The sequence below is a fragment of the Jiella avicenniae genome, assembly GCF_021390325.1.
Taxonomy (GTDB): Bacteria; Pseudomonadota; Alphaproteobacteria; order Rhizobiales; family Rhizobiaceae; genus Jiella; species Jiella avicenniae.
This window is the reverse complement of sequence record NZ_JAJUWU010000003.1, coordinates 353,503-377,482: the sequence shown is the minus strand read 5'-3', so window position 1 is coordinate 377,482 and position 23,980 is coordinate 353,503. Positions and strand designations below refer to the sequence as shown.

Here is a 23,980-nt window from a genome sequence, read left to right as displayed (position 1 = left end):
GTTCAGCGCATCGAGAAGCGGTCGAAGGGCAGCGGATAGGCATCGGCCCGCTCGTAGGCGGCGAGAAGGTCGCCGACGAATTCGGCATTGCGCCGGCCGATGGCGGCGATCTCTTCGCGCGATGCCCCCCGCGCCGCTTCGGCATCGGCCTTCAACTGCGCCTCGGACTGACCGACGAGCCGGCCGTCCTGCAGCACGATTTCGCCCTCCACCATGACGCTGCGGATCGCCGTGCCGGTCTCGCCATAGACGAGCTGGCGCAGGGCGCTGTTGAGCGGGCGATAGCAGGGCGCGGCGAGATCGATCAGCACCATGTCGGCCCGGTAGCCCGGCTTCAGCGCGCCGATTTCGCCGGCAAGGCCCAGCGCCTGTGCCCCGCCGAGTGTCGCCGCCCGAAAGGCCTCGCGCGCGGCGCCGGTCTCGCCCGCGGCGGTCTGCATCCCCCAATAGAGCGCGAACATCTTCATCGACTGGAACAGGCTTTGGGCGTCGTTGCCGCTGCAATTGTCGCAGCCGAGCGACAGGTTGGCGCCGGCATCGGCATAGCGGCGGACGGGGGCGAAGCCGTTCAGAAGCTTCATGTTGCTCATCGGATTGCAGGCAAGGCTGGCGCCGGACGCGCCGAAGCGGTCGATCTCGTCATCGTCGATCCAGACCCCATGGGCGATCGTGAGGTGCGGCGACAGCAGCCCGAAGCGCTCCAGCGTCGACAGGAGCGAACCGCCTTCGCGGCGGGCGAGCACCGCCTGGGAGCGGGCCTCGTAGAGATGGGTGAAGACCTGCAGGCCGTGCCGCTCGGCCTGTTTCGCCGTCCATTCGAGCAGCGTGTCGGAGGAGCGTTGCGGCGCCGAGGGGCCGAGGCCCCAGGTGAGGCGGGGCGGGGCCTTCTCGTCCAGCAACTCCTCGATCATCGCCCGCGTCGGCGCCGTGTCGAGCCGGCCGGGCAGGCGGGCCCGCACCGACTCGGGCAGTTCGTCCCAGAAGGGCACGGCCTCTTCCGCCGCGCGGTCGCCGAGCTGCAGGGCCAGTACCACGCGGGTGCCGATCGCCCCATAGGCGGAGAGGATCTCGCCGACATGCTCGCGGTCGGGGCCGACGACGGTCACCATGTCCTGGATCGTGGTGATGCCGTTGGCGAGGCAGTCGGCGGCGCCGAGAAGGGTGCGCAGCCGCACCTCCCGGCCGCTGCGCCGCGTGTAGTTGGCCGGGAAGCTGTAGAAGCCCCAGACGTCGAGCGGCATCTGCTCGAACAGGCCGCGCAGAAGTACGTCGTGCGAGTGATAATGGGCGTTGACGAGGCCGGGGATCGCCATGAGGCCGTCGGCCGGCACGCGCTCGACCTCGGGGCGCCCGGCCGCGCGGGCGCTCGCCTCGGGACCGAGAGCGGCGATTCGGCCGGCCTCGATCAGGATGTCGTGCTGCGGCGGCTGGTCGACGTCGCCGTCGAGGTCGAAGACGCGCGCGCCGGTGACGAGCTTCGGTCTGGCGGTCATCGAGGTCTCTTTCGTCATGGCGTGGGCGGTGCGGAGGATTTGGCGGCGTCGCCGATCGCAACGCGGGGGCGGTGCCGGGACGGCGTGGCCATCGTGTGGTGTGTCCTCAGACGTCCGGCCCCGGCGTGCTGCGGATCGCCTCCAGGCTGCGCGACAGCTGCTCGGCGAATTTCGCCGCAGCCACCGGCAGGGTCCGGCCCTTCAGCTGGCAGACGACGAGCGGTCCATGGGCGAGATCGCGGTCGCTGAGGACGCGGTAGACGAGCTCGCCGTCCGGATCCTCGCGCGGCGCCCCGATCTCGGCCTGGAAGGTGACCACGTCGCCGGACGACGCGAGGTTGCGCAGCATCTCGAAGGAATTCGACTGGAGCTGGACGTCGAAGCGCGTCGAGCTCCCCGCCAGGAGGTCGTCGATGATCGCGCGGGTGCCGAAGCCGCTGCTCGGCAGCGCGACCGGATAGGCGGCACAGTCGCGCAGGCGCAGCTGGTCCCTTTCGGCCAGGGGGTGGTCCCGGCGCATGATCGCGACGAGCCGCTGGCCGAGGACGAACAGGGGATGGATGTCGGGACTGCGGTCCGGGCGGAAGACGATGGCGAGGTCGCACTCGAAGTCGCGCAGCATGCGCAGGGCGACGCCGTGATCCTGTACCTCGACGGAGAAGCGCACCTGCGGAAAGCGGCTGCGGAACTCGGAGATCTCCTGCGGCAGGAAGAACGGCACCAGCGCCTGGCTGCAGGCGATGCGGACGTTGCCCCGCCGGAGCCCGGACATGTCCTCGATCTGCGACTTCAATCGCTCCAGATCCGCCGACTGGCCGCGGATCCAGCGCACCATGCCTTCGCCGGCGGCCGTCAGGTGGATGCCCTGGGCCGTCCGCTCGAAGATCGGCGTGCCGAGGTCCTCCTCGACGTCGCGGATGCGCCGCTGCAGCGCCGAGGGAGTGATGTTCAGCTTTTCCGCCGCCTTGCGCAGCGAGCCGAGACGGGCCGCTTCGTCGACATAGGTCCAGATCCGCATGTGACGCATCGCGCACAGTCTCCTCGTGTATACCTTCCGGCACCACGCCAGCGGCCAATCGGCGTTTGAGCCGCACGCTCGGCGCCGCTAGGCTCGAACTCATCTTGAGTGACCGGTCGCTCCCGGCCACCCCTTTCCCGCAAGCAGGACCCGCATGAGCAAGCTGAAGATCACCGCCGGACCGTTCACCTTCGACGCCCGGCTCGAAACCGAAAAGGCGCCGAAGACCTGCGAGGCCTTCACGAAATTGCTCCCCTACCAGAGCAAGATCGTCCATGTCCGCTGGAGCGGCGAGGGCGTCTGGATCCCGCTCGGCGACCACGATTTCGGCCTCGGCTACGAGAACCACACCAGCTATCCGGCGCCCGGCCAGATCATCCTCTATCCGGGCGGCATCAGCGAGACCGAGATCCTGCTCGCTTATGGCGGCGTCCATTTCGCCTCGAAGATGGGCCAGCTCGCCGGCAATCACTTCATCACCCTGACCTCGGGCCTCGAAAACCTCGCCGAACTCGGGCCGATGGTGTTGTGGCAGGGCGCCCAGGACATCCGCTTCGAGCGGGCGTGACGTCCGCGAGTTCGAAGTCCGGCCGGGATTTCGCATGAGATCGACCGGCGCGTTGCCGCCGTTCGCCCGCTGATCCCGCGTTCGGGCGATCGGAACCGCGCCTTCGCCGTTTGCCGTCAGCAGCACGGCGGGTCGCGGAAATGCCGGCGCATGGCCGTGCCGAGTTCCGGCAGCGCGGCGGCGAGCTGGCCGCCCGATCGCATGCCGTGCCGGAAGCGGTCGACGAGTTCGCCTTGCAGCGCCGCGTGATCGATGCCGGTCAGCCGACCGTCCCTGACGATCGAGCGGCCGGCGACGAGGAGTTCGGCGATGTGCCGCGCCCGGCCATGGGTGAACAGCTGATCCACCGGCGAGAGATCGGCGACGAGGCGGTGTTCGTCGAGCGCGGCTTCGTCGAGGAGGAGGATATCAGCCGGCATGCCTGCAGCGAGAAAACCGCCATCGGCCGAGCCCGTGACGCTCGCCCGGCCGTTGCGGGTGGCGATGCGCAGCATTCCGGGCTCGGCGATCGTCTCGTCGAAACCCCAGCCGCGATGCAGTTCGAAGGCGAGACGCATTTCGCTGAAGGCGTCGTCGTCCTCGTCGAAGCTGGTGCCGTCGAGACCGAGCGCGACGTTGCATCCGGCCTTCAGCATGGCCGCGACGGGGGCGATGCCGGACTTGAGTGCGAGATTGGAGTGGGTGTTGACGGTGATCGTCGCGCCGGACCCGGCGATGAGTTCCAGTTCGTCCGGTCGGGCATGGGTGCAGTGGGCCAGCGTCAACCGCGGGCTAAGGAGGCCGATCTCCTTCAGGAAGGGCAGCATGCCACCCGGGAACTCCCGGTCGGCCCAGTCCCGCTGATAGCCGGTCTCGAGGCAGTGCATGTGGACGCGGCGCCCGGTCTCGGCGGAGGCTTGCGCGACGGCTTCGAGCAGCTCCGGCGTGCACCACTGGACGCCCGTCGGCCCGTACTGGACGTCGACGAGATCGCATCCGGCAGCCTCGGCGACCTCGTCCACCAGCGCGATCTGCTCGGCCGGGGCGAGCTGCGGTTTCGACAGCCGCTGCTCGATGGTCCGGCGCGCCGTCTCGGGCATCGCCGCAAGCACTGGCTCCGACGGCCCGTAGACCAGCGGGTTGCGGTCCTTCAGGGCGACGGCGAAGCCGATCCGCACGCCGACGTCCCGCGCCGCCCGCGCGACCTCGGCCGCTTCCTGCGGGAGCGGGGTCAGCCCGTTCGTCCGGGTGTAATGGATCATCACCGCGCCACAGCCGCCGAGCGCGCTGCGCCCGAGCGAGGCGGCCGCCGCGAGATAGGGATCGACCGCCGGCAGCAGCGCCAGATACTGCAGCCAGAGTTCCAGCGGGATGCCGACGGCGCCGAAGGCGCTCGAACGGATCGGCCGGGCGTGGTCGTGGGCGTTGACGAGGGCCGGCATGGCGAACAGTCCCGGCTCGTGCGCCGGCGCGCCGTCGATCGCGGCGATGCGCCCGCCCGCGAGGGTGATGGCGCGGCCGCGGCGGAGCCCGTAGTCCTCGCCCTCGGCGGTCGAGGCGCAGAGGATCGTCCGTTCGCTCATGGTCTCCGATGTCCCTTGCTGCTGGTCCCTGCCATGTCGCTTTCCTCCGAGTGCCTCAGCCCATGGCGAGCTCGGCCTTGCGGTTGGCCCAGCCGGTGACCCGCTTCTCGATGGCGGCGAAGACGAGATAGAGACCGATCCCCATCGCGGCGAGAATGAACAGGCCGGCGAAGGTCAGCGGCACGTTGAAATTGGCCGAGGCGATCAGCATCATGTTGCCGATGCCTCTGTTGCCGGCGACCGTCTCGGCGATGACCGAACCGACGAAGGCGAGCGTCACGGCGACCTTCAGCGAGGCGAAGAAATAGGGCATCGCCCGCGGCAGGCCGACATTGACGAGGATATCCGTCCGGCTCGCCCTGAGCGTCCGCAGCACGTCTTCGAGTTCCGGCTCCGTGGTGGCGAGACCCGTGGCGACGTTCACCACCACCGGGAAGATCGAGATCACCATGGCGGTCAGCACTGCCGGCACCGTGCCGGCGCCGAACCACAGGACGAAGATCGGCACCACCGCGACCTTCGGGATGGAGGACAGCCCGACGAGTAGCGGAAAGGCGACGTCGTAGGCGACGCGCGAGGAGCCGATGATCATGCCGATCACCACCCCGATCCCGACCCCCAGCGCGAAGCCGACGAGCGTCGTGTAGAGCGTCTGGACGGTGTGGGGCACGAGGGCCGGCCAGCGGTCGAACAGCGTGACGATGATCTGCGAGGGCCGCGGCAGCACGATCTCGCTGATGCCGAAGGCGACGCAGGCGAGTTCCCAGACGAGGAAGAAGCCGACGATGAGTGCCGTGGAGGCGAAGCGTTCCTTGTACCAGCGCTTCATGCGGCAACTCCGGCGGGGATGGCGCCCGAACCGGCCGCGCGGGCCTCGAAGATCAGCGAGCGCAGACGGTGGTTGAGTTCGACGAAATCGCTGCGGAAGGTGGTCTCGATCGACCGGGGGCGCTGATAGTCGACCGTTTCGTCGACGATGATCCGGCCGGGACGGGCGCTCATCACGACGATCCGGTTGGCGAGATAGGCGCTTTCCCGAAGATCGTGGGTGACGAGCAGCACCGTCGGCTTCTGCTCCATCCACAGCGCCTGCAGGACGTCCCACAGTTCCTCGCGGGTGAATTGGTCGAGCGCGCCGAACGGCTCGTCGAGGAGCAAGAGCGTCGGTTCGTGGACGAGGGCGCGGCAGAGCGAGGCGCGCTGCTGCATGCCGCCGGAGAGCTGCCAAGGATAGTGCCCGGCGAAGCCGCCGAGGCCGACCTTGGCGAGCAGGGCATCGGCGCGGTCGCGATATTCGCCGTTCTTCTTGCGCCGCCAGTCGCTTCGGAACGGCTGGGAGATCTTCAAGGGCAGCATGACGTTGTCGCGGATCGACAGCCATGGCAGCAGCGTCGGGTTCTGGAAGGCCATGCCGATGCGGATGTCGACGGCGCCGATCTCGCGGCCCGCGACGAAGACGTGGCCCTCGCTCGGCGAGAGCAGCTGCGCGACGATCTTGAGGATCGTCGACTTGCCGCAGCCGGACGGCCCGACGAGGGCGACGAAATCGCCGTTCGGGACGTCGAGCGAGGTGCGCGAGAGAGCCTGCACCTTGCGCTCGCCCCGGCCATAGGTGAGCGAGACGTCCTCGATCCGGATCAGGGGGCGGGCGACGCTCGCTTCGGGCGCGGTCGCCGGCGGCGGGGCGTGCAGTGCGGTTCGCTGGAGAGCCTCGGTCATCGTGCACCGCCCGATCCGAAGCGTCCCGCGCCCGGACGCGTCACCGCTTCCATGGTCAGGTCGAGGTTGCGCGGGGCGGGCGGCGGCATCTTCTGCTTGGCCGACACGTTGCGGCCCCAGCCGGCGGCGTCGGTCATCAGCTTGCGGTCGCGCATGACGAAGCGGCCGCGTACGAGCGTGTGGATCGGCGCACCGACCGTCTCCATGCCTTCGAAGGGGTTGATGCGGGAACGCGAATGCAGACCGGCGGCACGGATCGTCTCGCGCCGCGACAGATCGACGATGGCGATGTCGGCGTCGCTGCCGGGCAGGAGCGTCCCCTTCCGCGGATAGAGCCCGAAGCTGCGGGCGGGTGCTGCGCTCGACAGGCGAACGTAATCCTCGAGGCTCAACCGTCCCCGATGCACCTCCGTCAGCATCAGCGGCATCTGGGTCTCGATGCCCGGAAAGCCGCAATCGGCCTTCCAGATGTCGGCATTGACCTTCTCGGCGTCGGTGTGGGGGGCGTGGTCGGTGGCGATCATGTCGATCGTGCCGTCGGCGATGCCCTCCCATAGCGCCATCTGATGCGCGCGCTCGCGGACCGGCGGGTTGACCCGGACGATCGAGCCATGCCGCTCGTAGGCGGTCTCGTCGAGCAGGAGGTAGTGCGGGCAGGTCTCGCCGGTGACGTCGACGCCGCGGGCCCGCGCTTCGCGCAAGGGGCGCAGTTCGTCGCCCGAGGAGATGTGCAGGACATGGATGCGCGCGCCCGTCCATTCCGCCAGCACCGCCGCGCGGGATACCGCTTCGACGGCGACGACCGGGGGACGGGCCTGGAGATGGGCGATGGCGTCGTGCCGGCCGGCCTCGGTCAGCCGCCGCTGCCGCCACTTGTTGATCGAGGCGGTTTCGGCGTGGAGCGAGACGCGGATGCCGTGTTTGGCGACGATCTCGAAGCCTTCCAGCATCGCTCCCGTCGAGGGCGAGGGAAGATCGCCGAAGGTGTTGCCCATGTAACATTTGAAGGCTGCGACGCCGCCGTCGATCAGCGCCTCGATCTGATCGAGGTTTTCCTCGCCGAGCAGCCCGTAAAGGCCGAAATCCACCATCGCCTTTTCGGCCGCCTGCTGCTTGATGCGCAGGCCCTCTGGCGTCGAGGTCGGCGGGACGACGTTCGGCATCTCGAAGACGGTGGTAACGCCGCCCATGGCCGCGGCGGCGGTTCCCGTGCCGAAGTCCTCCTTGCGGGTGTAGCCGGGATCGCGGAAATGCACGTGCACGTCGATCGCGCCGGGCAGGATATGGAGACCCTCCGCCCTCATCGTCTCACGCGCCGGCGGCATGGCCGCTTCGTCGCCGACGACGAGGATGCGGCCGTCGAGAATGGCGATCGAGGCGGGGACGGTGGCGTCCTCGCGCACCAGCGTTCCGCCGGCGATGACGAGGTCGGCGATGAAAGCCCCTTCGGGGTGGATGTCGGTCGTGGTCATAGCTGGGCCCATCCTCCGTCGACCGGCAGGTCGGTGCCGGTGATCTGGCGCGAAACGTCGCTGGCAAGGAACAGGCAGGCGCTGGCCACGTCCTCGCCGGTCGAGACCCGGCGCATCGCGTAATCCTCGGCGTGGCGCTCGGCGGCCTCGGCCTCGGAGATCCCGAGACGCCGAGCCATTTCCGGCACCACCTTGCCGCGGAAGCGCTCGCCGTCGACCATGCCGGGCGCGACGTAGTTGACGTTGACGTTGTACGGCCCGGCTTCCAGCGCGAAGCTCTTGGTGATGCCGCGCAGGCCCCATTTGGAGGCCGAGTAGGCCATCCGGCCGGCCCGGCCGCGCATGCCGAAGGTGCCGCCGACATTGACGATCTTGCCGTAGCGCTGCTCGATCATCACCGGCATCACCGCCCGCATGGTGTTGAAGCAGCCGGCCATGTTGACCTCGATGATGTCGTCGAATTCTTCGCGCGTCGTCTCCCAGCCGGTCTTGCCGATCGGGCCGGAGCCGCCGGCGACGTTGACGAGGATGTCGACGCGGCCGAAGCGGGCTTTCGCCTGCGCCACCAGATCCTCGCACTGGCCTACGTCGGTGACGTCGCAGGCGACGACCTCGACCGCGCGCCCGGCCTGCCGGACGTCTTCGGCGACCGGCTCGATCGCCGCGACGTCGCGCCCGGCGAGAACGAGGTTGCAGCCCTCGGAGGCGAAGGCGCGGGTGACCGCCGCGCCCATTCCCTTGGCCGGACCGGTGATGATCGCGGTCCGGCCTTGCATGTTCAGTTCCATCTGCGCTGCTCTCAGTCGGCGATCTTGGTCGGACGCTCGGAGAGCGGCGGCAGGAAGCGGTCGGTGAAGATCTCGGAGACTTCCGGCGCCCGGGCGAGGTCGCGCGCCTTGACCAGCGTGTCGATCGAGCGCTTCAGCCGCGCCTCGTCGACGTCGCCGAGGCCGATCGTCTCCGCCTCCGGATTGCTCATCTCCATCTTGAGGGTGGCGACGGTCCGCTCCGCCTCGACCTCGGAATTGAGAAGCGGTTCGCGGTCGACGACGTATTTCACCGAGCCGTCCGGATCGGCGATCATGTCCTTGACGCCGCGGTTGATGGCCCGCAGCAGCCCCTCGACGGCGTCCGGATGCTCCTCCGCCAGCTGCTTGGAAACCACGACGGCGTTGGAATAAAGATCCATGCCGAAATCGCCGTAGTTGATGAAGCGGAAGTCCTCGTCCGGGTTCATCCCGGCGCTCTTGGCGCTGAAGGCGATGGTGTTGACGTAGCCGAAGACGCCGTCGACCTGGCCGCGCGCCAGCATCTGCTCGCGCAGGTTCGACTGCATGTTGGTGATCTCGACCTTGGAGGCATCGATGCCGGTGATCTCCGCGAAGGCTGGGAAGAGTTGCAGCGCGGCGTCGCTGGCCGGCCCGCCGATGGTTTTGCCCTCGAGATCCTTCGGCTCGCGGATGTCGCTTTCGGACTTCACCGCGATGGTGAAGGGCGGGTTGTTGTAGAGGACGTAGACGGCGATCGGCGCTTCCTCGGGCTTGTCTGCGGCGAGGGCGATCAGGGCGTTGATGTCGCCGAAACCGGCGTCGTAGGCGCCGCTCGCCACCTTGGTGATGGCCGCGGCCGAGCCTTCGCCCTGATCGAGGGTGACGTCGAGGCCTTCTTCGCTGAAGTAGCCCTTGTCCTTGGCGATGAAGAACGCCGACTGCGGTCCCTGGTATTTCCAGTTCAGGACGAAATCGATCTGAGTTTCCTGGGAAAGAGCCGGCGTTGCCGAGAGGGCGGCCGAGAGCAGCGCGGCCGAAAGGCAGGAGAGCGTCGCGTGTCGCATGATGCGTCCTTCTTCTTGGGGAGGGGCGGGATGGCGGAGATGTCAGGGGGTGGGCGCGAGGCCCTCGGCGAGTTGGTCCAGCCGGACGACGAAGCCGTGGAGTTCCGCGACGAGCCAGGTGATCGCCCGGCCGATTTCGGGCGGCGAGACGGTGGCGCAGGCATCCTCGACGAGCAGGCAGTCGTAGCCGCGGGCGCCGGCATCGGTCAGGGTCTCGAAGACGCAGCGATCGACGTTGACGCCGGCAAAGAGCAGCGTCGTGACGCCGAGATTGCGCAGGACGCTGTCGAGCCTCGTTTCGTAAAAGCCGGAAAAGCGCTGCTTCGGCACCACGAGGTCGCTCGCCTCCGGCAGGAGGTCATCGGCGACGGCGGCGCCCCAACTGCCTTCGCGCAGGGCGCCAGGCTCGCCGTAACCGACGGCGTCGGCCTTGCGCTTCCCACGGAAGAGGACGTTCGCCGGCAGGCCGTCGGCGCCGTAGCCGACGCCCCAGTTCACCCAGACGACGGGGAAATTCGCCGCACGACAGGTGGCGGAGAGATCGCGGACTGCGGGCATGACGGCCGCAAGCGGCGACACGTCGACGCCCCGGCCGGCGAACCAGCCATCGGGGTGCAGGAAGTCGTTCTGCATGTCGACGACGAGGAGCGCCGTCCGTGCCACGTCGATCTCGACGTCGAGCGGCCGGGCCGGAATGCGGACGGGGCGGCTCGACGGCTGCGGCCGGACGGTGCCGACCATCTCGGCGCCGATCGTCCAGCGCTGGCCGGGCAGATGGCCGATCGTATAGCCGCCGGTGGGATTTTTGCCGCTCAAGGACCGCCTCCGCTGCGATGATCCGCCGGAGGCTAGCAGGGGGAGGTGATGCGCTGAAATGCCGTCTGGGAACTACGGCGTTGCCGAAAAGTATGTCACCCTCCGGCGCGGCCGTCGCCGGCGTCGGGCGAAAGGACGCGCCCATGCGCGAGGGAGACCGGTCGAGACGTCGCCTTCGCGGGACGAAATGGATCGGGAAGGGGGGACGCGATCGACCGGCGCAGCCGTCGCCGGTCTCCTCCGTGCACGACGGCCAAGGGCTCAAATGCCCGCTCGCGCCGTGCGGGCTTCGATCCGCCCGTCTGCGCCTGCCGGCGAGGGGCGGAGTGGCCGGGCCGAGGGCGCCAGCCGGGCCGTCGCCTCTTCGACGCTGCGGGACCCGGCGACGTCAGTAGAGCGTCACCTTGTAGCGCTCCGCAAGGTTGCGGTCGATGTCGTCGGCCGGCTCTTCGAGCGCGATCTGATCCTTCAGCATCGCGCCGAAGGAGGGGAAGCTGCTGCGCTCGATGAAGGTCGAGGGATCCCACAGCCCGGACCGCATGAAGGCCTTGGCGCAGTGGAGATAGACTTCATCGACGTGGACGACGAGGACGCTGATCGGCAGCTTGCCCTGGTGCTCGAACATCGCCATCAGATCGGCGTCGGTGCGCAGTTCGGCCCGGCCGTTGATGCGCAGCGTCTCGTTCATGCCGGGAACGAGGAAGATGAGGCCGACCTGCGGATTGCCCAGAATGTTCTCGAAGGTGTCGAGCCGGTTGTTGCCGGGCCGATCGGGAATTGCGATCGTCCTGTCGTCGAGGGGCCGGACGAAGCCCGGCTGATCGCCCTTCGGGCTGACGTCGGCGCGCCCGCCGGGCGCGCAGGAGCCGATCAACAGGAACGGGCTGATCGCCAGAAACGCCTTGGCGTGCTTGTCGAGAGATTTCATTTCCTTCTGGAGGGACCGTTCGAGCGCCGGCTTGTAGACGGAGCGCAATTCCTCGACGGTGCGGATGGTGCTCATGATCTCGATCCTCCTGCATGGCCACGCGTGACCGTTCTCAATCGTAATCGTCCCGTCTTCGCCGTTGCGCACGGCATGGGCGACGACCGTTCGGCTTCGGCTCCGGCTCCGCGACGGCTGCAGGCCGACTCCGCCGGTTGCGAAGACGTCAGGACTTTGCTTCGACGCCGCACCATTCGGCGATGAACAGCGCCATCGCGCCGGTGATCCGCTTGACCGAGGCGAGGCTGACGCATTCGTCGAAACCGTGGACGTTGCGCGACACCGGACCGTAGCAGAGAGCCGGGATCCGGTCGTAGAGCGCGTAGACGCGGGTATCGAGGTAGCCGGGCGTGGTGAAGCTTTTCAGCGGTTCCCCGACGGCGGCGACGTGGGCGCTTTCGAGCACCGCCTCGGCGTCGGAACCGGGCTCGAGCGCATAGCCCTCGGCATGGAAGCCGTTGAAAGTCACCTGCGGCGGGTGGTTGGAAAGATACGGATCGCGGCGGGCGAAGGCCGCGATCCAGCCGCGGACGTCGTCTGCCGCCGCGGCGGCGCTGGTTCCCGGGTAGATCGCGATGCGGCAGTCGATGCGGCACCAGCAGGGCACGGATGAGGCCCAGTCGCCGCCTTGGATCTTGCCGACGTTCAGATTGATCGGGTGCGGCAGGTCGTCGAAATAGGGATGCTCATGGCGCTGCGCGTTCCAAGCCTCCTCGAGCTCTCGCAACGCAGCGATCAGCCGGTAGGTCGCATCGATCGCATTCGTGCCGGTCTCCATCTCGCGGACATGGACCGGAAGGCCGCTGACCTCGACCTGGAACCACAGGACACCGGTGTTGGCACGGACCAGCATCTCGTCTTCCGGCTCGGGGATGAGCACGGCATCCGCCTGATAACCGCGCAGGTGGGCCATCAGCGCGCCGTTGCCGGTGGATTCTTCCTCGACGACCGACTGAATGGTGACGGTGGCGGCGGGCTGCAGCCCGAGCCGGGACAACGCGTCCATGGCGAAGACGTTGGCCGCCGCGCCCGCCTTCATGTCGGCGGCGCCACGGCCGAACATCCAGTCGCCCGAGATCCGCGGCTCGAAAGGCGGGCTCTCCCACATCGCGGACGGGCCTGCCGGGACGACGTCGAGATGCGACTGCAGGATCAGCGAGCGGCCCGTTTCTTCGCGTGGACGATGGATCCCGACCACGATCGGGGCGTCGGAATGCTCTTCGGACCAGGGCGAGCCGCCCGGATGGCGGGCGATCGCCTCGCGGTCCATGGAGAACCGGTCCAGCCCGTAGCCGCGCTTTCTGTATTCACGGAAGACGAAATCCTGGATGGCGTGCTCGCCGCCGCGCGTCGAGGGAAACGATACGAGCTTCCGGGTGAAACCGACTTGGTCGTCGAACCCGGCCTCGACCGAAGCGAGGATGTCCTGGCGCAGCTTTGGATCGAGAGACATGGGTTCCGATCCCGCATGGAGAGGGGGAGAGAGGGAAGATCGCGTTCCCACCGCCTTGAATAGTCAGGGAATCTGCCGATCGTCAACGACCGGGTTGCCAGGGCGAGCAAAAAATCGACAGCAGCCATCGGTGATGAAGGACTGTGCGTTTTATCGCTCGGCAGACTTGCTTACCATCCATCCGCCGACTAGCCTTTCCCGAATGTTGGGGGCGAGGACGATGGATGGCGGCTGATTTTCTGAGCGTCGAGCGACTGACCGTCGCCTTCGGCGGCGTCTTCGCCCTGAAGGACGTGTCGTTTGCGATCGACGAGGGGCGGACGACGGCGATCCTCGGCCCGAACGGCGCCGGCAAGACGACGCTCTTCAACGCGATCTCCGGCGCCGTGCGGCCGACGGCTGGGAAGATCCGGTTCCTCGGCGAAGACATCAGCACGAAGTCGCCCAGCAGCCGCTGCCATTCGGGCATCGCCCGGACCTTCCAGATCACCCAGCCCTTCGGCGGCCTGTCCGTCATCGAGAACGTCATGGTCGCCCTCGCGACGAAAGGCGCTTCGATGGCGGATGCGCGCCGCGAGGCCGCAACCTATGTCGACTTCGTCGGCCTGACGGCCAAAGCCGAGGATCCTGCCCGCGTGCTCAGCACCGGCCAGCGCAAGCGTCTCGAACTCGCCCGCGCGCTGGCGACGCATCCGCGCCTTCTTCTCCTCGACGAGGTGACGGGCGGCGTCGACCGTCCGAGCATTCCCGAATTGCTGTCGTTGATCCGCCGGCTGCGGGAAGAACGGCGGATCACCATCGTCGTCGTCGAGCACAACATGGAGGTGCTGCTCGACCTTGCGGACGATGCGGTCTTCCTCAATCGCGGCGAGGTGGTGGTCACCGGCGGCATGGAAGAGGTCGCCGGGCACGAGGCGGTCCGCAGCATCTATCTGGGCGACATCGATGCTGCAGCTTGACCGGGTGAACGTCCACTATGGGGCGACCCGCGTGCTCTGGGACGTCTCGATCAGCGTCGGCTCCGGCGAGATGGTGGCCGTCATGGGGCCGAACGGCTCCGGCAAGAGCACCGTCCTGAAGGCCGCCATGGGGCTGAAGAAGCCCTCGTCCGGCGTCGTCTCGCTGAATGGCGAGGAACTGCAGACCAAGCCCGCCACCGTGCGGCCGCAGCGCGGCATGAGCATCGTGCTCGAGCGCCGGCGGCTGTTCCCGCGCATGAGCGTCGAAGAGAACGTCATGCTCGGCGCCTATGTGCGCAAGGCGTCCGAAGCGCGCGAGACCTACGAGTGGGTTCTGGAGATCCTGCCGGAAATCAAGCCGCATCTCCAGGCGACGGCGGGCCGGCTCAGCGGCGGCCAGCAGCAGATGGTGGCGATCGCCCGTGGTCTGATGGCCGATCCGAAGATCCTGTTGATGGACGAGCCGTTTCTCGGCCTGTCGCCGGCCATGGTGAAGAACGTGCTGGCGATCATGAAAACGATCAACGAGCGGGGCGTCGCGATCCTCTTCAACGAGCAGAACGCCAAGCTCTCCTTCGCCGTCAGCCATCGCGGCTACCTGTTGGAGAGCGGCCGGGTGGTGCTCAGCGGATCGGGAGAGGAGATGCTGGAGCATCCCGAGGTCAAGCGCGTCTATCTCGGCGTTCGGGAGGCGGCGGCTTGAGCGGCACCCATCTTCTCGAAACCCTGATCAACGGACTGATCAGCGGGTCGATCTATGCGCTGATCGGTTCGGGATTGGCGCTCATCTACGGCACCACGCGCGTCCTGAATTTCGCCCATGGCGAGCTTTTGATGCTGGCGGGCTATTTCATCCTCATGTTCGCCGTCACGCTGGGCTGGCCGGTGATCCTCGCCGCCATCGCGACCATCGTCCTCGTGATGGTGCTGGGCGCACTTCTGCAGCGGGTCACCATCGCGCCGCTGATGAAGCGGGAGGACTGGGCCTTCAGCGTCATCGCCGCGACGATCGGCCTGTCGATCTTCCTGCAGAGCGGCGCCCAGCTCGTCTGGGGCGAACAGTACCAGGGCGTGCCGTATTTCTTCCATGGCGTCGCGGTGATCGGCGAGGTGCGCATGCCCTGGCAGCGCATCGCCATCCTCGTCGTCGCGCTCCTGGTCATGGGGATCTGCGGCCTGATCCTCTACCGCACCAAGCTCGGGCGCATCGTCCGGGCGACGGCGCAGGATTCGGAGGCGGCGCTCGCCGTCGGCATTCCGGCCGGTCTCGTCCACACCACCGTCTTCGCGATCTCGGCCGCTCTCGCCGGTACGGGCGCCATCCTCCTGTCGCCGCTGATCACCGTCAATCCGTGGATGGGCACGGCCTATCTCCTGAAGGGCTTCGCCGTGGTCATCCTCGGCGGGCTCGGGAGCTTCGGCGGCGCCGTCGCGGCGGGCTTCCTGCTCGGCCTGATCGAGACGATCAGCGTCGCCTTCGTTCCGTCCGAATGGAGCAACGTCATCGCCTTCGCCTTTCTGATCGCCGTGATCACGGCCCGGCCCGAGGGCCTGTTCGCCGGCCGCGGAGCGTGAGGAGGATGGACGATGCTTGAAGTCTTCGGCCGGCATCCGTACCGCGACCTTCTGGTCTGGACCGTGCTGCTCGTCGTCGTGCCGTTCCTGCCGCTCGACGACTACGTCCTGCACATCCTGACGCTGTTCCTGATCTTCGCCGTCTTCGCGACGGGGTGGAACCTGACCCTCGGCATCCTCGGGCTGAAGACCCTCGGCCACCACGCCTTCTTCGCGATCGGCGCCTATGCCTCGGCGCTGGTGTCGCATTATTTCGGCGTCAGCCCCTGGATCACCATCTGGCTCGGGGCGCTTGCGGCGTCGTTCGCCGGTGTCGTCATCGGCTTTCCGATCCTCCGGATCCGCTCGATGCCGCATGTGGCGATCGTGACGCTCGCCTTCGCCGAGATCGTCCGCCTCGTCCTCAGCAATCTGAAGGAGATCACCCGCGGCGAACTCGGCTTCTGGGGCATTCCGCCCTTCGATCCGATTCCGATCGGCGCGAGGACGATCGAGTTCGGGCTCGGCAACGCCTTCGGCTCCTTCGCGGTGGCCGCCGTCATGTTCGTCGGCGTCCATCTCCTACTCCTGATGCTGTTGAAGAGCCGTTCGGGCCTGACCTTCCTCGCGATCCGCGACGCCGAGGCGGCGGCCGAAAGCCTCGGCGTCAAGCTCGCCGCCTGGAAGATCTTCGCCTTCGCGGTGAGCGCGGCGGTCGTCGGCCTCAGCGGTGCCGTCTATGCCCATTACGTCCTGATCTTGACGCCCAGTTCGGTGGCGGGACCGGACATGCTGATCAGCCTGTTGGCGATGATCATCGTCGGCGGCGTCGGTCGCTTCTTCGGCCCGATCTACGGGGCGCTGCTCCTGACCGTCACCTCCGAGCTGCTGCGGGACTTCGGCGACTACCGGATGCTGCTCTATGGCGCTCTCATCGTAATTTTCGTCTTCGCCGCGCCGGCCGGCATCGCCGGTCTGAAGCCGGCTTCCTGGCGCAAGCGCCCGGGAGCGGCATCGAAGCCGGCGGAGGCGACCTGAGATACGGACGGAAACCAGAAGGCGGCGCCGCAGGGCGCCCGACACCGCAACACGGAGAGGGTAAAGCATGTCCAATCGAACAGTCCGGAGCCTGCTCGCGGCAGGCATCCTCGGAACCGGCCTTGTCGCCGGCGCCGCATCGGCCGAGGACTTCACGGTCACGATCGGCGCCGTCGGACCCTTGACCGGTCCCGCCGCCAACACCGGCAAGGACCACCGGCAGGGGCTGGAGCTGGCGGTCAAGGAGTGGAACGAGGGCAAGGGCGACTACGTCACCAAGAATCCCCCCAAAGTGACGTTCACGATGGAGGACAGCTCCGGCAAGCCCGAGGTCGCCGTCAGCGCAGCCCAGCGCCTCATCACCCGCGATAAGGTCAACATGCTGATCGGCGACACGCTGCACAGCCACGTGACGCTGGCGCTGATGGAGCTGGCGCCGCAGTACGATCTGCCGATCCTCAGCGCCGAACCGGTCAGCTCGGCGATTGCCGACAAGGTCGAGGCGGATCCCGACCGCTACCAGCTCTACTGGAAGGGCAACTGGAACAGCGACGGCTACGGCACCGCCGTCCACGACTTCTATGCATGGGCCTTCGCCAACGAGACCCTCGATCCGGGCGGCAAGAAAATCGCCTTCGTCGTCGAGGACACGGACTACGGCATCGCCAATGCGCAGAAGATCGGCGACCTGTTCAAGGCGGACGGCTGGACCCTGGCGGCGACGGAGACGGTGCCTCCCGCGACGACGGACTTCTACCCCCAGCTTTCCAAGCTTCGCGATGCCGCGCCCGACGTGGTCGTTTCGGTCTTCACCGTGCCGAATTCCGGCGTCGCCTTCGTCCGGCAGATGAAGGAGCAGGCGCTGGAGAGCTCGCATCTGGCGATCTACTACCCGACCAAGCCGGAATTCATGGATCAGGCCGCCGACATCGCCGAGGGCATGTACTGGGCCGCGCTGACCTTCAGCGCCGAGCTGAATCCGGCCCACAAGGCCTTCAGCGACAAGGTCGAGGCGGAATTCGGCAATCCCGGCACCTACAGCACCGCCCATGCCTACTGCACCATGGAGATCGCGCTGAGGGCGATCGACGCGGCGGGCAGCACCGATCCGAAGGCGATCGCCGAAAAGCTGAGCCAGACCGACTACGACTGCGTCGTCGGCCACATGAAGTTCGGCGAGGATCACGCCATGAAGTCGGGCCCGGACTTCATTCCGGTTCCGGTCGCGCAGATTCAGGACGGCAAGAACCAGATCATCTGGCCGGAAAACGTCGCGACCGCCAAGCCGCAGTGAGGTGACGGGCGGCCGCGGACATTTCTGCGGCCGCCCGTTCGGGAATCGGCGTCAGTCCGGCCAGCGGAGCGCCCTCGCCGTGCCATGGCGCGGCTCGGCCATGGCGGATTCCGGCCGCGGGGCTGTCATCACCCGCGTCAGCACCTCTGCGACAACCTCCGCTTCGCCCGGATGGAGATTGCAGGGATCGAGGAAGAAGAAGCCGAGCTCGGCCTCGTGATCCCGGACCACGATCGGCGGTTCGCCGGCGGCCAGGGCTTTCGACAGGCCCGTCGCGGCGAAGCCGCTTTCCGGCGAGACGACGATTTTCAGCCTGTCCAACGGATTGCGGGTCGGATCCGGTTCGATCTCGGCAGATAGGACCGGCAGGGAGCCGATCGTCCCGGCCCAAAGATCGAGCGCCGCCGTCTCCCGCGCCCTGATGCCGTCGTGGTCGCGCTTTTCCCAGGCTTCGAGCGCCGCCATGACGCCGGCGATCGATTCCTTGCCGACCTTCATCCCCCGGCCGATCCCCTTGTTCTGGAGATAGGCGGCGCGCACGAGATCCTTCCGCCCGGCGACGATGCCGCTGGTCGGGTTGGAAAAGAACTTGTGGCCGGAGTAGATGACGATGTCGGCGCCGCGGGCGAGAAAGCCGCGAAGGTCGTATTCCGACGCCGCGTCGACGATCACCGGCACCCCGCGCGGCCGGCAGATCTCGACGGCGATCGAGCCGGCTTTCTTGCCGTTGAAGCAGTGGGTGACGATGTCGCCCTCGGTCAGGATGTCGAAGACCTCGTCGATCAGCGGCGGCGGTTCGCCGACGTGGACCATCAGCGGCAGGTTGACGATCTCGGCGACGCGCTTGGCGATCTTGGCAGGCGTGATCCCCCAGCCGCCGACGATGACCCCGGAGGCCCGCACCTTCACACCGCAGATGACGTCGCGATTGGCCTCGATGACCGCCAGCGTCCGGTCGACGTCGATCGAGCGCAGATCGATCAGCTCGGGCACCCGGTTGCAGGCGACGAGCCGATCGAACCGATGTTGAGGAAGGCCTTGATGGTCTCCGTCGCCGGGTCGATGACGTATTCGCGCAGGCCGTGGAACGAGGCTTCGCCGGCGCTGCCGGCATCGGCCATGGCGGTGACCCCGGTGGCCCGCCCCGCCTGCGACGCGCGGATCGAGATGTCGGTGCCGCCATGCCAGACATGGAAGTGGAGATCGCACCAGCCGGGCGAGAGATGGGTGAGCGGGTTGCGCCGTCCTGTCAAGTCGGATCGGACCTTTGCGTCGATCGTGGCTGCTTATTCTTTCCGGATCTTCCCGGGCAGAACCGCCGAGTCGCGTCGGCAGGCTCGCCCGTACAGTGCAGTTCGGGACCTTCGCCGACCGAATTCCGGTTTCCTCGAAGACCATCTCGGATAGGATCGTCCGCGGCGAAGCAGTCGCGTTTCGTTCGGAATTGGCCGAACCCGTCGGTCGGCGCCGCGGCATGCGGGATGTCCCGAAATTCAACGAGGACCGTCGAAAGCTGATGTTTCTGACTTCTGCGCGCATATACGCCGTCGAAAGCGGCGGGATTCGCCCCGTCATCCTCCGCCTCGAAACGAACGAGGGCGTCGTCGGACTGGGGGAGGCTGCCGTCGCCTACGGGGTCGGCGCGAGCGCTGCGGCGGCGATGCTGAAGGAACTCGCCGGGCGCTTCCTCATCGGCCGGATCGATCCCTTTCGCATCGAGGCGATCACCGCCGCGATCCGCGATTTCTCCTTCTGGGCGAAGGGCGGTGGGCCGATCCTCAATGCGGGGCTCAGCGCGATCGAACAGGCGCTCGTCGACATCAAGGCCCGCAGCCTGAACGTTCCTGCCTACGACCTCCTCGGCGGCCGGCTGCGTGACGAACTCGGAACATATGCCAATGGCTGGTATTTCGGCTGCGCATCCGACGCCGAGTTGCCGGCCGCCGCGGAAAAGGTCGTCTCGGAGGGCTATGAGGGCCTGAAATTCTATCCCTTCGCGACGATCCTGCCCGATGGCCGGCTGCGCCATCCGGCCTTTCGCGGCGCCGGCGACCCGGATCTCGTGCGGCGGGGAATCGCCCGCGTCGCCGCGGTTCGCGACGCGGTCGGGCCTGATGTCGAGGTGATTCTGGATCTGTCCGCCGGGCTCACCCCGTCCGATACGATCCGGTTCTGCCGCGCGATCGAAAAATACGAGATCGCCTTCGTCGAGGAGCCGACCGAGCCGGACGATCTCGGCGCGCTGCAGCAGATCGCCCGCTCGATCTCGCAGCCGATCGCCGTCGGCGAACGCCTCTATGGGCGGCAGGGCTTCCGCGACCTTCTGGAAAGCCGCAGCGTCGCGATCGTCCAGCCCGATCTCGGCAATACCGGCGGAATCTGGGAGGGCCGCAAGATCGCCGCCATGGCCGAGGCCTACGGCCTCAAGGTGCAGCCGCATGTCTGCGCGAGTTCGCTGTCGACCGCGATCGGGGCGCATTTCAGCGCCGCCATCCCGAACTTCTACGTCCAGGAGCACTTCCCCTATTGGGACCGCACGCCAGGCCATGTCGAGGTCCTGCAAAACCCGCTGGAGACGCGGGTCGTGAACGGGCGCATTCCCATCGAGGATGCGCCGGGCTACGGCGTCGCGCTCGACGAGGAGCGTCTCAAGGCCTTCGTCTTCGCCGAGATCGATCTTCGCTGATGGGGCGCTGCCGGTGAACATCCAGCACTTCGCCGCCTTTCGCGCGGTCATGATGACGGGCACGGTCAGCGGGGCGGCCGAGATCCTCGGGCGAAGCCAGCCGGCCGTCAGCCGGTTGCTCGACCGGCTGGAAGCCGAGTTGGGCCTCGCCCTCTTCGAGCGCAGGAAGGGCCTGATCCGGCCGACGGCCCAGGCCCACCGGCTGCTCGACGAGGTCGAGCGCGCCTATGTCTCACTCGATTCCCTGCAAAATCTCGCCTCGCGCCTCGCCAAGGGGCAGGGCAACCAGATCAGCCTCGCCATCCTGCCGGCGCTCGGCATGGGCTTCATGCCGCGGGTGATCGCCAGGTTCCGGCAGGACTGGCCGGAGACCCGCGTCAGCCTCAACATTCGCATGTCGCCGACCGTCGAGGAATGGGCCGCGGGCCAGCAGGTGGATTTCGGCTTCGCCGAGATGCCGGTGCGACGCTCCGGCTTCGAGACGGAGATCTTCTCCACGGCGCCCTATGTCGCCGCGGTCCCGAGCGGCCACGAACTCGCCGATCGCTCCTGCCTGACGCCCGAAGACCTCCGCAAGGGACCGATGATCAACTGGACGCCCTTCGTTGCGGCCCGTCATCTGCTCGATCAGGTGCTCGTCACCGCCGGTGTGCGGATCGAGGCGCTTTGCGAGACGAGCCTTTCGGGGGCCGCCTTCGAGATGGTCAAACTGGGGCTCGGCATCGCCATCGTCGACCCCTATACGGCGGTCCTCCAGGCCGACGACCGGATCCGGCTGATCCCCTTTCGCCCGGCCATCCCGTTCAATCTCGCTCTGCTTCGCCCGGAATCGCGCGGGGCGACCCCGGCCGTCGAGCACATGCTTTTCCTGGCGCGGGCCGAGCGGGACGAGATCCTGGCGCAGGTCCCGACCTGACCGGAAAAACGGTCCTGCGCAGCTCGTCTGGCTCGTTATTACATTCTCGCATAACCATCGCCGCATTTTCAATTTTGAACATTTCGAACCTCTCTGCATAGTCGGCTCCGGAACCGTCGGAACGGGGATGGAATGCAGCACGCGCTGGCCGGTATCGCTGGATCGCAATGGGATGTCGCCGTCATCGGGGCGGGCATCAACGGCGCCGCGACCGCCCGCGAACTGACCATGGCCGGGTATTCGGTGCTGCTCTGCGAGAAGGGCGATTTCGCCGACGGCGCGTCCAGTCGTTCGTCCCGCATGCTCCATTGCGGGCTGCGCTATTTCGAGGCCGAGGATCCGGTCCGGGCATTCGCTCTCCACCCCCGGCGCTTTCTTCAGGCGGTGACGATGGCGCGCGCGGGGATGATCGCCCGCCACGAGATCGCGACGACGGCACCGGAGGCCGTGAAGCCCTTCACCATGTGCTTTCCGGTCTATCCCGAGAGCCCCGTCAGGCCCTGGCATCTCGACGCCGGTCTGAGGCTGCTGAAGCAGCTCGGTCCGAGCGAGCCGCCGCTCGAATACCGCAAGATCACGTCCGACTTCGAGGCACGGCTTCCATTTGCCGGGCATCTGCGGGATCGCGATCGCCTGCAGTTGATCGCGACGTATCGGGAATACGTCTTCGACTGGCCGGAGCGGTTCTGCGTCGATGCCGCGCTCGAAGCCGAGGCCGGCGGTGCGACGGTGCTGAACTTCTGCAAGGCGCGGCTCGTCGAGCCCGACGCCGCCGGGTGCTGGGAGATCGCGCTGGAGGCGCAAGACGGATCGACGGCCAAGGTGGGCGCGCGTCTCGTCTTCAACATGGCCGGCACCTGGATCGACGGTGTGAATGCCGGGGCGGGCGAACGGCCGACCCGCTCCCGCCGCCTCGTCCGCGGCACCAAGGGAAGCCATGTCATGGTGCGGCTGCCCGAGGCCTATCGCGGCTACGGCATCGCCGCCATGCATCGCCAGGGCATGCCGTTCTACTGCCTGCCGTCCCATGACGATTTCTTCTACTTCGGGCCGACGGAGACCCCGTTCGAAGGCGACGCCGCAGATGTCGCCGCGACCGAGGCGGAGATCGACTTTCTCCTTGGCGAGGCGAATTTCCTCCTGGCGGGCCTCGGTCTGACGCGCAAAGACGTCGTCTTCACCTGGGCGGGCGTGCGGCCGCTGACCTTCGACGAGGCGCAGCCGATGGGGCGGCGCTCGCGCGAGATCCACGATCTGTCCGACGACGGGCTGCCGGGCGTCCTGGCCATGACGGCGGGGCCGGTGATGTCGCATCGCAGCGCCGCGAGGACGATGCGCGAACGGGCCGAGGCCATTCTCGGCAAGCCCCAAAGGACGATGCGCGGCGAGCCGGCGCCCTGGCGGATCGCCAGCAACGCCCCGCGCCTGTCCGAGCCGGAGCCCTCGGGAAATCTCCGCCGGGCGGCGATGCGCCGTGCGGTCAGCGAAGAACGCGCCCGGGATCTGAAGGGCATTCTCTACACGCGCACGGCGCTGGCGTGGCGCCGGCATCTGGCGCGTCACGAGGTCGAGGACGCGGCCGCCTCGGTCGCCGACCTGCTCGCATGGTCGCCCGAACGGGTCGCCCGGGAGGTCGACGAGTTCCTCGCCTATCAACGAACCGTGTTTCGAGCCGGTACTGCCGATCGATCTTATGCAATGCCAACCTCAACAGGAGACATGCAGCCATGAATTCGATTGCCAAAATCATGCGCCTTCCCGTCCTTGCCGCCGTCATGGGGGCGACGCTTCTCGCGGCGGCGGCTCCTGCGAAGGCGGCCGGCGGCCGGCTCGAAGAGATCCTGGATCGCGGCACGTTGCGCGTCGGCGTTCTCGGCGCCTTCAAGCCCTGGTCGTTTCCCTCGCCCGACGGCTCCCAGCAGGGCATCGAGGTCGATCTCGCCCAGAGCGTCGCCGACACCCTCGGCGTGAAGCTCGAGCCGGTGGTCGTCACCTCGGCGAACCGCATGCAGTTCCTGCAGCAGGGAAAGATCGACGTGATCATCGGCGGCATGTACGACACCGCCGAGCGGCGCAACATCGTCGGCATCGTCGAGCCGGCCTACTGGACCTCGGGCCCGACCCTGATGGCCAAGGAGGGCGCGGTCTCCGGCTGGGACGACATCAAGGGCAAGCCGGTCTGCGCCAAGCAGGGCGCCAACTACAACAAGCAGGTCCAGCAGGACTACGGGCCGCGTCTCGTCGCCTTCGCCGGAAACACCGAGGGCAAGGCGGCGCTCAGGGCCGGCAAGTGCGTCGCCTGGCTCTATGACGACGCCAGCATCATGGCCGACCTCGCCTCCGGCGAATGGGAGGGCTACGCGATGCCGGTCTCCGTCCTGTTCAACAATCCCTGGGCGTCGGCCGTACCGATCGAGGAGCTCGACAAGCCCTGGGGCGTCTTCATGACCGGAATGGCCTACAAATGGCAGGCGGACGGCACGCTCGTCGAGCTCGAGAAGAAGTGGGAGGTCAAGCCGTCGGAGTGGATCGCCGAGCAGCACGAGCGGCTCGAATGGGACGAGAGCTATCTGCAGGGCCAATGACCCCGGCCGAAGGGAGCCGCCGTTGAGA

At 67.6% G+C, this 23,980-nt stretch carries 21 protein-coding genes and 2 pseudogenes; 10 read left to right on the top strand and 13 right to left on the bottom strand.

Features of this window, described 5'->3' with window-relative positions; genetic code table 11:
• Nucleotides 1-2: 2 nt before the first annotated feature.
• Together LZD57_RS03960 and LZD57_RS03955 are read right to left on the bottom strand one after the other, a co-directional pair.
• On the bottom strand, nt 3-1,493 hold the full coding sequence (locus tag LZD57_RS03960) for an amidohydrolase family protein (RefSeq protein ID WP_233717812.1): 1,491 nt from the start codon (nt 1,491-1,493) through the stop codon (nt 3-5).
• A 106-nt stretch (nt 1,494-1,599) separates the two neighbouring features.
• Nucleotides 1,600-2,520, bottom strand: a complete 921-nt coding sequence (locus LZD57_RS03955; RefSeq protein WP_233717811.1) for a LysR family transcriptional regulator — start codon at nt 2,518-2,520, stop codon at nt 1,600-1,602.
• A gap of 145 nt (nt 2,521-2,665) precedes the next feature.
• On the opposite strand from LZD57_RS03955, the gene LZD57_RS03950 reads away from it, so the two are divergent.
• Complete coding sequence (locus tag LZD57_RS03950; protein ID WP_233717810.1) at nt 2,666-3,079, top strand: DUF3830 family protein; 414 nt, start codon at nt 2,666-2,668, stop codon at nt 3,077-3,079.
• 116 nt (nt 3,080-3,195) lie between these two features.
• Here the strand turns inward: LZD57_RS03950 and LZD57_RS03945 are convergent, their stop codons facing one another.
• The 9 genes from LZD57_RS03945 to LZD57_RS03905 form a co-directional block, all read right to left on the bottom strand.
• Nucleotides 3,196-4,641 carry an amidohydrolase family protein gene (locus tag LZD57_RS03945; RefSeq protein ID WP_233717809.1) on the bottom strand — a complete coding sequence of 482 codons (1,446 nt, stop codon included), beginning with the start codon at nt 4,639-4,641 and terminating at the stop codon, nt 3,196-3,198.
• Nucleotides 4,642-4,696: 55 nt separating this feature from the next.
• Nucleotides 4,697-5,470: an ABC transporter permease gene (locus tag LZD57_RS03940; RefSeq protein ID WP_233717808.1), complete on the bottom strand. Its 774-nt coding sequence runs from the start codon at nt 5,468-5,470 to the stop codon at nt 4,697-4,699.
• Nucleotides 5,467-6,360, bottom strand: a complete 894-nt coding sequence (locus tag LZD57_RS03935; RefSeq protein WP_233717807.1) for an ABC transporter ATP-binding protein — start codon at nt 6,358-6,360, stop codon at nt 5,467-5,469. The genes LZD57_RS03940 and LZD57_RS03935 overlap by 4 nt, the downstream gene beginning before the upstream one ends.
• Nucleotides 6,357-7,832 carry an allantoinase AllB gene (gene allB, locus LZD57_RS03930; protein WP_233717806.1) on the bottom strand — a complete coding sequence of 492 codons (1,476 nt, stop codon included), beginning with the start codon at nt 7,830-7,832 and terminating at the stop codon, nt 6,357-6,359. The genes LZD57_RS03935 and allB overlap by 4 nt, the downstream gene beginning before the upstream one ends.
• Nucleotides 7,829-8,608: an SDR family NAD(P)-dependent oxidoreductase gene (locus LZD57_RS03925; RefSeq protein WP_233717805.1), complete on the bottom strand. Its 780-nt coding sequence runs from the start codon at nt 8,606-8,608 to the stop codon at nt 7,829-7,831. Before LZD57_RS03925 ends, allB begins: the two co-directional genes overlap by 4 nt.
• A gap of 23 nt (nt 8,609-8,631) precedes the next feature.
• A complete protein-coding gene (locus tag LZD57_RS03920) occupies nt 8,632-9,666 on the bottom strand; it encodes an ABC transporter substrate-binding protein (RefSeq protein WP_233717804.1) in 1,035 nt (344 codons plus the stop codon).
• Nucleotides 9,667-9,708: 42 nt separating this feature from the next.
• Complete coding sequence (locus LZD57_RS03915; RefSeq protein WP_233717803.1) at nt 9,709-10,482, bottom strand: cysteine hydrolase family protein; 774 nt, start codon at nt 10,480-10,482, stop codon at nt 9,709-9,711.
• 388 nt (nt 10,483-10,870) lie between these two features.
• Nucleotides 10,871-11,485: a pyridoxamine 5'-phosphate oxidase family protein gene (locus LZD57_RS03910; RefSeq protein WP_233717802.1), complete on the bottom strand. Its 615-nt coding sequence runs from the start codon at nt 11,483-11,485 to the stop codon at nt 10,871-10,873.
• Nucleotides 11,486-11,633: 148 nt separating this feature from the next.
• On the bottom strand, nt 11,634-12,920 hold the full coding sequence (locus tag LZD57_RS03905; protein ID WP_233717801.1) for an ArgE/DapE family deacylase: 1,287 nt from the start codon (nt 12,918-12,920) through the stop codon (nt 11,634-11,636).
• Nucleotides 12,921-13,144: 224 nt separating this feature from the next.
• On the opposite strand from LZD57_RS03905, the gene LZD57_RS03900 reads away from it, so the two are divergent.
• From LZD57_RS03900 to LZD57_RS03880, 5 genes are all read left to right on the top strand, one after another.
• Nucleotides 13,145-13,879 carry an ABC transporter ATP-binding protein gene (locus LZD57_RS03900; protein ID WP_233717800.1) on the top strand — a complete coding sequence of 245 codons (735 nt, stop codon included), beginning with the start codon at nt 13,145-13,147 and terminating at the stop codon, nt 13,877-13,879.
• Nucleotides 13,866-14,582, top strand: a complete 717-nt coding sequence (locus LZD57_RS03895; RefSeq protein ID WP_233717799.1) for an ABC transporter ATP-binding protein — start codon at nt 13,866-13,868, stop codon at nt 14,580-14,582. The genes LZD57_RS03900 and LZD57_RS03895 overlap by 14 nt, the downstream gene beginning before the upstream one ends.
• Complete coding sequence (locus LZD57_RS03890) at nt 14,579-15,454, top strand: branched-chain amino acid ABC transporter permease (protein WP_233717798.1); 876 nt, start codon at nt 14,579-14,581, stop codon at nt 15,452-15,454. Before LZD57_RS03895 ends, LZD57_RS03890 begins: the two co-directional genes overlap by 4 nt.
• A gap of 12 nt (nt 15,455-15,466) precedes the next feature.
• Nucleotides 15,467-16,471: a branched-chain amino acid ABC transporter permease gene (locus LZD57_RS03885; RefSeq protein ID WP_233717797.1), complete on the top strand. Its 1,005-nt coding sequence runs from the start codon at nt 15,467-15,469 to the stop codon at nt 16,469-16,471.
• A 67-nt stretch (nt 16,472-16,538) separates the two neighbouring features.
• The gene (locus LZD57_RS03880) at nt 16,539-17,765 is read left to right on the top strand and encodes an ABC transporter substrate-binding protein (protein WP_233717796.1); all 1,227 of its coding nucleotides are present in this window, start codon (nt 16,539-16,541) and stop codon (nt 17,763-17,765) included.
• Between the two features lie 51 nt (nt 17,766-17,816).
• On the opposite strand, the pseudogene LZD57_RS24225 reads toward LZD57_RS03880, so the two are convergent.
• Together LZD57_RS24225 and LZD57_RS24220 are read right to left on the bottom strand one after the other, a co-directional pair.
• Nucleotides 17,817-18,467 (bottom strand): annotated as a pseudogene (locus LZD57_RS24225) (aminotransferase class V-fold PLP-dependent enzyme); the annotation flags it as partial.
• Nucleotides 18,468-18,470: 3 nt separating this feature from the next.
• Nucleotides 18,471-18,988: pseudogene (locus LZD57_RS24220) on the bottom strand (amidohydrolase/deacetylase family metallohydrolase); the annotation flags it as partial.
• Nucleotides 18,989-19,281: 293 nt separating this feature from the next.
• On the opposite strand from LZD57_RS24220, the gene LZD57_RS03870 reads away from it, so the two are divergent.
• The 4 genes from LZD57_RS03870 to LZD57_RS03855 all read left to right on the top strand — a co-directional run bounded on the left by LZD57_RS03870 (nt 19,282) and on the right by LZD57_RS03855 (nt 23,952).
• Nucleotides 19,282-20,451, top strand: coding sequence for a mandelate racemase/muconate lactonizing enzyme family protein (locus LZD57_RS03870; protein WP_233717795.1), 1,170 nt, complete (start codon nt 19,282-19,284; stop codon nt 20,449-20,451).
• A 13-nt stretch (nt 20,452-20,464) separates the two neighbouring features.
• A complete protein-coding gene (locus LZD57_RS03865; RefSeq protein WP_233717794.1) occupies nt 20,465-21,367 on the top strand; it encodes a LysR substrate-binding domain-containing protein in 903 nt (300 codons plus the stop codon).
• Between the two features lie 132 nt (nt 21,368-21,499).
• The gene (locus LZD57_RS03860; RefSeq protein ID WP_233717793.1) at nt 21,500-23,098 is read left to right on the top strand and encodes an FAD-dependent oxidoreductase; all 1,599 of its coding nucleotides are present in this window, start codon (nt 21,500-21,502) and stop codon (nt 23,096-23,098) included.
• On the top strand, nt 23,095-23,952 hold the full coding sequence (locus tag LZD57_RS03855; protein WP_233717792.1) for a transporter substrate-binding domain-containing protein: 858 nt from the start codon (nt 23,095-23,097) through the stop codon (nt 23,950-23,952). Before LZD57_RS03860 ends, LZD57_RS03855 begins: the two co-directional genes overlap by 4 nt.
• The last annotated feature ends 28 nt before the right edge of the window (nt 23,953-23,980 follow it).